The organism is Halobacterium sp. BOL4-2 (assembly GCF_016917835.2).
GTDB classification, from domain to species: domain Archaea; phylum Halobacteriota; class Halobacteria; order Halobacteriales; family Halobacteriaceae; genus Halobacterium; species Halobacterium salinarum.
On record NZ_CP070332.2, the window covers coordinates 458,775 to 470,728 of the forward strand.

Consider the following 11,954-nt stretch of genomic DNA (forward strand, 5'->3'; position numbering starts at 1 on the left):
TTAGATATGCCGGAAGCCAACCCATTCGAGAGCCTGCAGGAACAGCTCGACGACGCCGGCGAGTTCCTCGATGTCAACGCGGACGTTCTCGAACGCCTGAAACACCCGGAGCGCGTCCTCGAAACGACGCTCTCCGTGGAGATGGACGACGGGACGATTGAGACGTTCAAAGCCTTCCGTTCGCAGTTCAACGGGGACCGCGGCCCCTACAAGGGCGGCATTCGCTACCACCCGGGCGTCACCCGCGACGAGGTGAAAGCGCTCTCGGGATGGATGGTGTACAAGACCGCCGTCGCAGACATCCCGTACGGCGGCGGGAAGGGCGGGATCATCCTCGACCCAGAGGAGTACTCCGACAGCGAGCTCGAACGCATCACACGCGCGTTCGCCACGGAACTCCGCCCGTTCATCGGCGAGGACAAAGACGTGCCCGCACCCGACGTGAACACGGGCCAGCGCGAGATGAACTGGATCAAAGACACCTACGAAACCCTCGAAGACACCACCGCGCCCGGTGTCATCACGGGGAAGGCGCTTGAGAACGGCGGCAGCGAGGGCCGAGTGAACGCCACCGGGCGCTCCACGATGTTCGCCGCCCGCGAGGTGTTCGACTACCTCGACCGGGACCTCAGTGACGCCACCGTCGCCGTCCAAGGCTACGGCAACGCCGGCAGCGTCGCCGCGAAGCTCATCGCCGACCAGGGCGCCGACGTGGTCGCCGTCTCGGACTCCTCGGGCGCGGTCCACAACCCCGACGGGCTGGACACGCGCGCGGTCAAAGCATTCAAAACGGAGACCGGCAGCGTCTCCGGCTACGAGGGCGCCACCGAGGAGCTCTCGAACGAGGCCCTGCTCACGATGGACGTCGATCTCCTCGTGCCCGCGGCGCTAGAAAACGCCATCGACGAGGACCTCGCCCACGACGTCGACGCCGACGTCGTCGTCGAGGCGGCCAACGGCCCGCTCACCCCCGACGCCGACGACGTGCTCACCGAGCGCGGCGTCACCGTCGTCCCGGACATCCTCGCGAACGCGGGCGGCGTCACCGTCTCGTACTTCGAGTGGGTGCAGAACCGCCAGCGCTTCCAGTGGACCGAGGACCGCGTCAACGAGGAGCTTGAGGCCATCATCACGGACGCCTTCGACGCGATGACCGACGCCCACGAGGACGCCGGCACGCCGAACCTCCGCACCGCCGCCTACGTGGTCGCCGTCCAGCGCGTCGTCGACGCCTACGAGGGCAGCGGTAGCTGGCCCTGAGAACGGCCGTAACTACCACCTGCGTCCGCGGCGTCCCTGTCCGTGTCCGGCGCGCTTCTGGGCGTCGCATACTGGGCCGGCGACCGGAGCGACGCCGACACCCGGGCGCACAGCGGCGGCCGCTACAGGTAGCCTTCGGCCGCGAGCCGATCGACTGCCGCTTCGAGGCGGTCGGTGCTCGCCGCGTAGGAGAGTCGCGCGTAGCCGGGCGCGCCGAACGCCGATCCGGGCACGGTTGCGACGTGGGCGTCTTTGAGCGCGTCCTGGCACCACGCCTGGTCGTCGTCGGCGACCGGGAGCATCAGGTAGAACGCGCCGTCGGGCGTCGAAACGTCCGTGCCGTGCTCGGCGAACAGGTCCACGAGCAGGTCCCGCCGCGATTCGAAGGCGGCGACCATCTCGTCGATGGCGTCGTCGGTGTGCCGGATGGCTTCGACGCCGGCGCGCTGGATGAAGTTCGCGGCCGACGAGACGGAGTGTGACTGCACCTTCCCGGCCTGATCGACGAGCGCCTCGGGGCCGGCGAGGTAGCCGAGTCGCCACCCGGTCATCGAGTACGCCTTCGAGAACCCGTTGATGGTGACCGTGCGCTCGAACATTCCATCGAGGCCCGCGAGGCTCACGTGCGCCGGGCCGTAGTTGACGCGCTGGTAGATCTCGTCGGAGATCACCGTGATGTCGTGGTCGACGGCGAGATCCCGAACGCCCTCGATGGCCGCCCGCGAGTACACCGCACCCGTCGGGTTGCTCGGGGAGTTCACCACCAGCAACTCGGTGTCGTCGGAGACCGCGTCCGCGAGGTCGTCGAGTGCCGGCTCCAACTGGAAGTCGTGGGGCGCGAGGTCGACGCGGTTCAGCTCGCCGCCCGCGAGCTTCGCCATCGCCTCGTAGGACACCCACGCCGGGTCCAGCAACGCGACCTCGTCGCCCTCGTCGACGACCGCCTGAAACGTCTCGTAGAGCGCCTGCTTCGCGCCCGGGGTCACGATGACGTTGCCCGCCTCGTAGTCGAGGCCGTCGCCCTGCAGCTTCTCCGCGATCGCGTCCCGGAGCTCGGGCACGCCGTTGGACGGCGCGTAGCCGGTGTGGCCGGCGTCCATCGCCGCCTTCCCGGCGTCCACGATGTTCTCCGGCGTGTCGAAGTCGGGTTCGCCCACGGACAGATCGACCACGTCGACGCCGTCGGCTTCCAGTTCGCTCGCGAGAGTGCTCACCGCGAGGGTTGCGCTCGGTTCAACGCTCGTGACTCTGGTGCTGAAGTTCATAGTTCCTGGGTCAGACTGACCGCGCTTTCGACCGCCGCCGCGCCTTTCTCCACACGCTCTCGGGCTTCCGCGCCGGACATGCCGGGGCCGGACACGCCGAACGTCACGGGCGTGTCGCGTTCGAGGCTCACGTCGGTGAGCGTGTCGGCGGTCGCGCTGGCGATCACGTGATCGTGGTCCGTGTCGCCGGTAACGATCGCGCCGACGACCGCCACGGCGTCGATGTCGTCGCGGCGCGCGAGCCGGTCGGCCGCCAGCGGCGAATCGTACGCCCCCGGCACGTGTACCGTGTCCGTGATCGCCGCGTCGGCGTCGGCGGCCGCCTCCCGCGCCGCCGCCTCCATCCGTTCGGTGACGCTGCGGTTGAACTCCGCAACCACCAGCCCGAGCCGTGTCATACCAGTCCTATCTTCCGGCGTGGACTAATGCCTACCGCTCCCGCCCTCCAGCAACACGCAACACTTGTATGCGCGCCGATCCGTCCCACGGACAACATGGACTCGACGGGACGCGACCGCCGTGTCGTGGTTGCCGGCGCGGTCGCCGCCGTGGTTGCGGGTGCGCTCGCCGCGCGCCTCGCCGGGCTGGGCGCGCGGCCGTTCCACGCCGACGAGGCGCGCGTCGGGTACTGGATCCTCGACTACCACGCGACCGGCGCGTGGTCGTATCGGCCGATCGTTCACGGGCCGTTCCTGTTCCACGTCAACGACGCGCTGTTCGGTCTGTTCGGGGCGTCAGACGCGGTCGCGCGCGCCCCGGTGGCGGTCGTCGGCGGGCTCCTGCCCGGCGTCGCGTGGCTGTTCCGGGGGCGACTCGACGACACCGAGGTCATCGCGCTCGCCGGCCTGCTCGCGTTCACCCCCACGCTGGTGTACTACTCGCGGTTCATGCGCAGCGACGTGCTCGTGGCGGCGTTCAGCCTCGCCGCGGTCGGGTTCGCGGTCCGCGCCCACGACACCGGACGCCGCTGGCTGCTCCCGGTCGCCGCGGGGTGGCTCGCGCTCGCGCTCACGGCCAAGGAGAACGCCCTCGTCTACGCCGCCATGTTCGCGGGGGCGGGCGCGCTCGTCGCGGATCGCCGGCTGCTCACCGCCAACCCCCGGGGGCTGTCCTGGACGCAGTCACTGCAGGCCGGTACCACCCGGGCCGCCCGCGGACTCTGGGCGTGGCGGCGCACGCTCGCGGCGTCCGCGGTGGTTGCGGGTGCCGTGTTCGTCGCGTTCTACACTCCTCGGCCGGTCGCGGGCGGACTCGGCGCTGCTCCCACCCGGCTTCCATCCGCCGTCGCCGCCGGGTCCGCCGACGCCGCCCACGCCCTCTGGCAGACGTGGGTCGTCGACGGGGTCGACCGCGACCACAGCTACATCGCGTACCTGGTGGCCGCCCTGCGCACGCTGGCCACGACCGCCGTCGTGGTCGCGGGCGGTGGCGTGCTCGGGTTCCTCGCGGAGCGGTACGCCGCCGACACTCCCCGGCCGCTCGTGCTGTTCGCGGGCTACTGGGGGCTCGCCTCGGTCGTCGTGTACCCCGCGATCACGACCGTGGCGGGCGCGTGGTCGGTGACCCACGCGGTGGTGCCGCTCGCGATCCCGGCGGCCGTCGGCATCGCCGCCGTCGTCCGCACGGGACACAGCGCGGTTGCGTCCCGGGACACGGTGAGCGCCGCGCTCGCGGGCCTGGTGTTGCTGGCCGCCGTCGCACAGGTCGGCGTGGTGGCGGCCGAAACCAGCCACGTGACACCACAGGCCGGCGACAACCCGCTGGTGCAGCCCGGCCAACCGACCAGCGACATGCACCCGGGCCTGGAATCGGCGGCGTCGGTGCTGGGGCCGTCGACCCGCGGTGACCCGGCGGCCGAGCGCGGTGCCGGTGTCGTGTACGTCGGCGACCGGTTCGCCGTCTCGTCGCCGTTCGACCGCGGAGACCCCGCACGCGTTGCGGGCACGTCGTGGTTCGACCGCCTCCCGCTGCCGTGGTATCTCGAGCGCGCCAACGCCACCGTCACGTCGACGCCCCGCCCCGACGCGGTCGTGTCGTGTGACACGGCCGCCGGCACCGCCTCGCTCTGTGACGCGCCCGTGGTGATCGCGCCCGCCACCCACTACGACGAACTCGCACCCACGCTCGGTGACCGCGGCTACGACAGCGTCACCTACGAACTCGACGCCGATGGGCCGATCATCGTGGTGTTCGTGGACACGACAGCGCCCGGATACGAACCGCCAACGCCTAGAAAGTAACCACATTCGTGTATACTTCTCGGTCCAACTGGGCAATTCTTATGCAGGTGTAGGTGGGAGGTGTCGGTGATGACACGCGTGCCCGGTTCCACGATCGGCGTCGTGGGTGGCGGCCAACTCGGCCGGATGCTGGCCGACGCCGCCAGCCCGCTCGGCGTCGACGTGATCGTCCTCGACCCGACGCCGGACTGCCCCGCCTCACAGCCCGCAGCCGACCACATCCGCGCCGACTTCGACGACCCCGATGGCGTCCGGGAACTCGCCGCGCGCGCGGACGTACTCACCTACGAGATCGAACTCGCGGACCCCGACGTGCTCGCCGACGCCGCCGAGGCACACGAGGTGGCGGTCCACCCCTCGCCCGAGACCCTGCGCACGATCCAGGACAAACTCGTGCAGAACCGCGCGCTCGCCGACGCCGGCATCCCCGTGCCGGCGTTCCGCGCGGTCGGCGACGCGGCCGACCTGCGCGCGGCCTTCGAGGAGCTCGGCGCGCCGCTGATGTTGAAACGCCGCACCGGCGGGTACGACGGCAGCGGGAACGCCCCCGTGGACTCCGTCGCCGACGCCCGCGCGGAGTTCGGCGGCGACCTCGGCGGGTTCGTCGCCGAGGAACTCGTCGACTTCGAGCGCGAACTCTCGGTCATCGCCGCCCGCGGCGACGCCGAGACGGCCACGTTCCCGGTCGCCGAAAACCTCCACGAGGCGGAGATCCTCCGGGAATCGGTCGTCCCGGCGCGCACCAGCCCAGCCGTCCGCGAGGACGCCACCGGTGTCGCCGCGGACGTGCTCGACGCCCTCGACGGCCGCGGCGTCTTCGGCGTCGAACTCTTCGCCGTCGACGGGCGCGTGCTCGTCAACGAGATCGCACCCCGCCCCCACAACTCCGGCCACTACACCATCGAGGGGTGTCGGACCTCCCAGTTCGAACAGTGCATCCGCGCCGTCCTCGGGCTCCCGCTGGGGGACACGACGCTCCGCGAACCGACCGTCATGGCGAACCTCATCGGCGACCCGGATGTCGATCCACATCCGGCGACGATCGCCGGCGTCCCGACCGCGTTCCGTGACGCCGGCGTGGCGCTGCACTGGTACGGGAAACGACAGCTCCGCCCGCACCGGAAGATGGCCCACGTCACCGTCAGCGGCGGCGACGACCGCCTGGCGAGAGCGCGCGCCGCCCGCGATGCCGTCTCGTTCACCGACACCCACCACTCATGACAACCGTCTCAGATCTCATCGACCTGTTCGAGACCGAAGCAGCAGCCGACCATCCGCCCGACGAAACGCCCGACGTCGGCGTCATCATGGGCAGCGACAGCGACCTGGACGTGATGGCGGGCGCACACGACGCGCTCACCGACCTCGGGTTCACCGAGCTCACCGACTACGACGACCCGCCGACCGGATACACGTTCGAATCCTGGGTCGTCTCCGCCCACCGGACGCCGACACTCATGGACGCGTACGCGCGCACGGCCGCCGCCCGGGGACTGGACGTCATCATCGCCGGCGCGGGCGGGAAATCAGCCGACCTCCCGAACATGACCGCGTCGCTCGCCTACCCCATTCCGGTCGTTGGGGTGCCCGTCCAGGAGAAATCCGTCCCATCAGTGATCGGCATGCCGACCGGCGCGCCGATCACGGCCGTCGACGCCGGGAAATCCTACAACGCCGGCCTCGCTGCCGCCCAGTTCCTCGCCACCGACGACCCCACGCTCGCCGACCGACTGCGCGACCTCCAGGCCGCCCGCCAGGAGGGGGTCGCCGATGTCTCGGCGCGCCTCCACAGCCAGGGAACCGACAGCCTTCGCAGCCCCCAGAACTAACCGCGCCACCCCGACTGCGGCTAGGGGCCTGAAACTCCGGATAACGCGTTCCTCTGCCCGTAAGGCCATAAATCAACGTTTATGAGTGTGCGGTTCAAACTCCCAGCCGTCACGGAGATAATCCTATGAATCCATGGATCGCCATCGGTATGCTGGCGCTCGTATCCGTTCTCATCCCCGCAGGGATGCTGAGCGTCTCGTCACTGATCCGGCCCAGCGTATCCGAGCAGGGAAAACGAGCCACGTACGAGAGCGCGGAGGTGCCGACCGGGAACGCGCGACTCCAGTTCAACACGCAGTACTACATGGTCGCGTTGCTGTTCCTCGTCTTCGACATCGAAACCGTGCTCATCTTCCCGTGGACCGTCATCTACCGCGACGCGCTCGCGATGGACGGGATCGGCCTAACGAACGTGCTTGCGCCGATGCTCGTCTTCATCGGTATTCTCGTCGTCGGCCTCGCATGGGCCTGGCGCAAGGGCGTCGTGCAGTGGATGCGGACCCCGGCACACGAACAAAGGACCACACATGAGTAGTGACCAACCAAGAGACAGTATCACCGACACGAGTGACCCGTTGACATCGACTCGTGACGCCCGCATGGGGGATGGCGTCGACGATCGATTCAACTCCCGGCTCCGCGAGGCGTTCGGCTCCACGCCGTTCATCCTCACGAAGTTCGACAAGTTCATGAACTGGGTCCGGGGATCGAGCATGTTCATGCTGCAGTTCGGGATCGCCTGTTGCAGCATCGAAATGATGCACACGTACTCGGTCAAACACGACCTCGACCGCTTCCACGCGGGGGTCCCCCGGGCATCCCCGCGGCAGGCTGACGTGATGATCGTGCCCGGCACTATCGTCTCGAAGTTCGCGCCGCGCATGAAGCGCGTCTACGACCAGATGCCCGAGCCGAAGTTCGTCGTGAACATGGGCAACTGTTCGACGTCCGGCGGCCCGTTCCAGGAGGGGTACAACGTCGTCAAGGGCGCCGAGGAAGTCATCCCCGTGGACATCCACATCCCCGGGTGCCCGCCGCGCCCGGAAGCGCTCGTCTACGGCGTCGCGAAACTCCAGGAACGCATCGCCAACGGCGAATCGTCGCCGGTCACGGTCAAGCCATACGAACTCGAAGAGTTCGGCGACCTCGAACGCGACGAGATCGTCGACAAGCTCGCCGCCGACATCGACGAGGAGTCGCTCGTCATGCGGTACAACTGGGCTGATTCACCATGAGCACACAGCAAGAAGACGACACGCCGGACGTCGACGACGCCGCTCCGGCGACGCCGGCATCCGGCAGTCCCGCAGCGCTCGAGGCGCTCATCGAGGACCACGTCCTCGAACGCGAGGACCACCTCAACGCGCCCGGGTTCGTCATCCGCGCCGACGCCGTCCAGGACGTGCTGTCGACGCTCAAAACGGAGGCCGGGTTCGACCACCTGTCCTGTGTCACCGCCGAAGAGCACGAGGACCGCTTCGAGAGCATCTATCACCTCCGGAAGTACGACGACCCCACACAGGAGGTCTCGATCATCGTGCCCACTAGCCGGGACAACCCCGTCAGCGAGACGGCGGAGCCCGTCTTCCGCACCGCCGACTGGCACGAACGCGAGGCCTACGACCTCGTGGGCGTCGAGTACGACGACCACCCGAACCTCGAACGCATCCTGCTGCCGGACACCTGGCAGGGCCACCCCCTGGGGTTGGACTACAACCAGAACAAACCCCAGATCGTCACCTTCGACGAGCACAAGAACCCACTGGAGGGCCACGAGCAGGCCGCCGATGACTCGGACACGATGTTCCTCAACATCGGCCCACACCACCCCGCAACACACGGTGTGCTCCACGTCGAAACCGTCCTCGACGGCGAGCAGGTCGCGGACGTCAACCCCGACATCGGCTACCTCCACCGCTGCGAGGAGCAGATGGCACAGAAGGGGACGTACCGCCACCAGATCATGCCGTATCCGGACCGCTGGGACTACGGCCCGGGCGGCATCCTGAACGAGTGGGCGTACGCCCGCACCGCCGAAGACCTCGCGGACATCGACGTCCCCGAGTACGCACAGATCCTGCGCACCATGGGCGGCGAGCTGTGCCGCATCGCGTGCCACATGCTCGCGCTGGGGACGTTCTGTCTGGACATCTACGGCGACTTCACCGCCATCTTCATGTACGCGATGCGGGACCGCGAAGTCGTCCAGAACATCCTCGAAGACCTCACGGGCCAGCGGATGATGCTCAACTACCTCCGCCTCGGCGGCGTGGTCTGGGACATCCCCGAGCCCCGCGCGGAGTTCTTCGAGAGCGTCCGGGACTTCCTCGACGAACTGCCCGAGCGCCTCGACGAGTACAGCGACCTCATCACCAGCAACGAGATCTTCCAGGCGCGAACAGTCAACACCGGCGTTCTCGACTACGAGACCGCCAAAGACTACGGCGTGACCGGCCCGGTGGCTCGCGGCTCCGGCGTCGACTACGACGTTCGCCGCGACGACCCCTACGGCTACTACCCCGAACTCGACTGGGACGTCGTCACCGAGGACGGCGGCGACAACTACTCGCGGCTGCTCGTGCGCATGGAGGAAGTCGAGCAGTCGGCCCGCATCATCGAGCAGTGCGTCGACCTGCTGGAGGGCTGGCCCGAGGACGAACGCGACATCCAAGCCAACGTCCCGCGCACGCTCAAGCCCGAGGCGGGCACCGAGACCTACCGGACCGTCGAGGGCGCCAAAGGCGAGCTCGGCGTCTACATCCGCGCCGACGGCACCGAGAAGCCCGGCCGGTTCAAGATCCGCAGCCCGTGTTTCTCGAACCTCTCCGCGCTCAAGGAGATGTCCACCGGGGAGTACATCCCCGACCTCGTTGCGACCCTCGGCAGCCTCGACGTGATCCTTGGGGAGGTGGACAGATAGATGGCCACGCAGACACCCCTGCCGGACATCATCTCGGACCTCCTCGGTGTCGGCGGGTTCCTCGGGGACGCGGTTTCGATGCTGGTCGCCGCCGCGCTCGTCGGCACCATCATGCTCACGATGACCGCGTTCGCCGGCCCGTGGGCCAAGCGGAAGATCACCGCGGCGTTCACCGACCGCATCTCGGTCAACCGCGTCGGCCCGTGGGGGCTCGGAACGATCGTCGTCGACTCCGTGCGCCTGCTCTCGAAGGAGCTGGTGATCCCGGAGGGCGTCGACCGGCCCGCCTACGACCTCGCACCGATCGTGCTCGCGGGGTCGGCGCTGTTCGCGTTCGCCGTCATCCCGATGGGCAACGGCATCCAGCTTGCCGACCCCGAAGTCGGACTCGTGTTCGTGTTCGCCATCGCGTCGATCGCGAGCCTGGGGCTGATCATGGGCGGTTACGCGTCGAACAACAAGTACAGCCTGCTCGGCGGCCTGCGCGCCGTCGCGCAAAACATCGCGTACGAGATCCCGCTCGTGCTCACTGCGGCGTCAGTCGTGTTGTTCACGGGGACCCTGCAGCTCAGCGAGATCGTCGCCATCCAACAGAACACCACGCTTGCGACCATCGCCGGCGTCCGCATCCCGGCGTGGTTCGCGTTCGTGAACCCGTTCGCGTTCGTGCTGTTCGTCGTGGCGAACCTCGCTGAAGTCGGCCGCAACCCCTTCGACACGCCGGAAGCACCGACCGAGATCGTTGCCGGCTACCAGACGGAGTACTCGTCGGCGTACTTCGTGCTGTTCTACCTCGGCGAGTTCATCCACATCTTCCTGGGCGGTGCGATCATCGCAACGCTGTTCCTCGGCGGCCCTGGCGGGCCGTTCCTGCCCGGGTTCGTCTGGTTCACGATCAAGATCTGGGCCGTGTACTTCTTCACGCAGTGGTGCCGGTCCGCGATCCCACGCGTGCGGATCGACCAGCTCATCGGCATCGGCTGGAAGGGACTGCTCGTGTTGTCGTTCGCGAACCTCGTGCTCACCGCGACTGCACTCGGGGTGACTGGACTATGATAGGCCTCCTCAAATCGATGGCGACGACGATGAAACACGCGCTCAGCGGTGATACGTTCACCGTCGAGTATCCCGAGGAAGCGCCCGAAGTGTCGGCGCGCTTCCGCGGCGTCCACAAGTTCAGCCAGGAACGCTGCATTTGGTGTCGGCAATGCGAGAACGTCTGTCCGAACGACACCATCCAGATCGTGACGGACAACCAGCGCAACGGCGAACAGTACAACCTCCACGTCGGCCAGTGCATCTACTGCCGGCTGTGTGAGGAAGTCTGTCCCGTGGACGCCATCCTGCTCACGGAGAACTTCGAGTTCACTGGGGACACGAAACACGATCTCGTGTTCAACAAAGAGCAGCTGAAAAACGTACCGTGGTACAACGATATCGACCCGGTTGCCTCGCGCGAACCCGACCGCGGCGCCTGGATCGGTGACGGCGAGGGCGAAGTCGACTACCAGTAGACGAGCGTCTCGAAACCTACATAGGGCGCTCTCTCAATCCATCAGGTGACCAAATCAATGCCATACGAGACACTCGCGTTCGCGTTGTTCGCTGCCCTCACGGTAGCGAGCAGCCTCGGTGTCGTTCTCGTGCGGGACGTGTGGCACTCCGCGCTGTTGTTGGGCATCGCGTTGCTCAGCATCGGCGTCCACTACGTGATGCTGCAGGCGCCGTTCCTCATGGCGATGCAGATCCTCGTGTACGTCGGTGGAGTGCTCATCCTCATCACGTTCGCCGTGATGCTCACGAAGAAACAACCGGGGGTGACGTCCTCGTGACGTCGCGCCCGGAGTTCGCGGGCGACCTGAACTTCGGTTCCGGGTTGGCCGCAGTCGCGCTGTTCGCTGTCATGGCCGTCGTGTTCGTCGGTGCGGGCTTCGAGTCGGCGACCGCCGGGTTCCCGGCGGACGTTTCCGTCACGGCGAGCCTCGGCTACGTACTCATGGACCTCAACGGCACGGCGCTGGCGGAGGCGACGCCGGGGTTCCTCGCTGCGTTCGAGATCATCGACGTCGTGTTGGTCGCGGCGCTGGCGGGCGCCGTCTTCCTCGCAAACCGCAGCAGCCAGGGAGGTGACCAGTGATGGTGCCCATGGAGTACTACCTCCTGTTGTCCGCTGCCGTCTTCTGTATCGGCGTCTTCGGCGTGCTGACGCGCCGCAGTGCGTTGCTGTTCCTGATGTCCGTCGAGTTGATGCTGAACGCGGCGGGCATCAACCTCGTGGCGTTCTCGTGGTTCCACGGGAACCTCTCGGGGCAGGCGTTCACGCTGTTCGTGATGGCGCTTGCCGCCGCCGAGGTCGCGGTCGGTCTCGGCATCATCCTGACGCTGTATCGTAACTTCGATGACATCGATGTGACAAACGCGACGACGATGAGGTGGTAA

General features: G+C 67.7%; 14 protein-coding genes. 12 read left to right on the plus strand and 2 right to left on the minus strand.

The window, feature by feature from the left end:
• Positions 1-6 precede the first annotated feature (6 nt).
• Positions 7-1,260 (plus strand): NADP-specific glutamate dehydrogenase GdhA1, encoded by a 1,254-nt coding sequence (gene gdhA1, locus JRZ79_RS15615; protein ID WP_012289198.1) that lies wholly within the window; start codon positions 7-9, stop codon positions 1,258-1,260.
• Positions 1,261-1,382: 122 nt separating this feature from the next.
• Here gdhA1 and JRZ79_RS15620 read toward each other — a convergent pair whose 3' ends face one another.
• A complete protein-coding gene (locus JRZ79_RS15620; protein WP_205252505.1) occupies positions 1,383-2,525 on the minus strand; it encodes a pyridoxal phosphate-dependent aminotransferase in 1,143 nt (380 codons plus the stop codon).
• Entirely contained in the window at positions 2,522-2,923 is a 402-nt protein-coding gene (ribH, locus tag JRZ79_RS15625; RefSeq protein WP_010902429.1) for a 6,7-dimethyl-8-ribityllumazine synthase, read from the minus strand. Before ribH ends, JRZ79_RS15620 begins: the two co-directional genes overlap by 4 nt.
• 96 nt (positions 2,924-3,019) lie before the next feature.
• Here ribH and JRZ79_RS15630 point away from each other — a divergent pair, with 96 nt between their 5' ends.
• The 11 genes from JRZ79_RS15630 (at position 3,020) to nuoK (ending at position 11,954) form a co-directional block, all read left to right on the plus strand.
• Positions 3,020-4,765, plus strand: coding sequence for a flippase activity-associated protein Agl23 (locus tag JRZ79_RS15630; RefSeq protein WP_231546343.1), 1,746 nt, complete (start codon positions 3,020-3,022; stop codon positions 4,763-4,765).
• Positions 4,766-4,834: 69 nt separating this feature from the next.
• Positions 4,835-5,986, plus strand: coding sequence for a 5-(carboxyamino)imidazole ribonucleotide synthase (locus JRZ79_RS15635; protein ID WP_205252507.1), 1,152 nt, complete (start codon positions 4,835-4,837; stop codon positions 5,984-5,986).
• Positions 5,983-6,594 carry a 5-(carboxyamino)imidazole ribonucleotide mutase gene (purE, locus tag JRZ79_RS15640; protein WP_010902432.1) on the plus strand — a complete coding sequence of 204 codons (612 nt, stop codon included), beginning with the start codon at positions 5,983-5,985 and terminating at the stop codon, positions 6,592-6,594. The genes JRZ79_RS15635 and purE overlap by 4 nt, the downstream gene beginning before the upstream one ends.
• Before the next feature lie 125 nt (positions 6,595-6,719).
• The gene (locus tag JRZ79_RS15645) at positions 6,720-7,130 is read left to right on the plus strand and encodes an NADH-quinone oxidoreductase subunit A (protein ID WP_010902433.1); all 411 of its coding nucleotides are present in this window, start codon (positions 6,720-6,722) and stop codon (positions 7,128-7,130) included.
• Positions 7,123-7,830, plus strand: coding sequence for an NADH-quinone oxidoreductase subunit B (locus JRZ79_RS15650; RefSeq protein WP_010902434.1), 708 nt, complete (start codon positions 7,123-7,125; stop codon positions 7,828-7,830). The genes JRZ79_RS15645 and JRZ79_RS15650 overlap by 8 nt, the downstream gene beginning before the upstream one ends.
• Positions 7,827-9,515: an NADH-quinone oxidoreductase subunit D gene (locus JRZ79_RS15655; RefSeq protein WP_010902435.1), complete on the plus strand. Its 1,689-nt coding sequence runs from the start codon at positions 7,827-7,829 to the stop codon at positions 9,513-9,515. The genes JRZ79_RS15650 and JRZ79_RS15655 overlap by 4 nt, the downstream gene beginning before the upstream one ends.
• Positions 9,516-10,571 carry an NADH-quinone oxidoreductase subunit H gene (locus JRZ79_RS15660; protein WP_012289200.1) on the plus strand — a complete coding sequence of 352 codons (1,056 nt, stop codon included), beginning with the start codon at positions 9,516-9,518 and terminating at the stop codon, positions 10,569-10,571. It begins immediately after the preceding gene.
• Entirely contained in the window at positions 10,568-11,029 is a 462-nt protein-coding gene (locus JRZ79_RS15665) for an NADH-quinone oxidoreductase subunit I (protein ID WP_010902437.1), read from the plus strand. Before JRZ79_RS15660 ends, JRZ79_RS15665 begins: the two co-directional genes overlap by 4 nt.
• 57 nt (positions 11,030-11,086) lie before the next feature.
• Positions 11,087-11,347 (plus strand): NADH-quinone oxidoreductase subunit J, encoded by a 261-nt coding sequence (locus JRZ79_RS15670; RefSeq protein WP_010902438.1) that lies wholly within the window; start codon positions 11,087-11,089, stop codon positions 11,345-11,347.
• Positions 11,344-11,652 carry an NADH-quinone oxidoreductase subunit J gene (locus JRZ79_RS15675; RefSeq protein ID WP_012289202.1) on the plus strand — a complete coding sequence of 103 codons (309 nt, stop codon included), beginning with the start codon at positions 11,344-11,346 and terminating at the stop codon, positions 11,650-11,652. The genes JRZ79_RS15670 and JRZ79_RS15675 overlap by 4 nt, the downstream gene beginning before the upstream one ends.
• Entirely contained in the window at positions 11,652-11,954 is a 303-nt protein-coding gene (gene nuoK, locus JRZ79_RS15680; RefSeq protein WP_010902440.1) for an NADH-quinone oxidoreductase subunit NuoK, read from the plus strand. The genes JRZ79_RS15675 and nuoK overlap by 1 nt, the downstream gene beginning before the upstream one ends.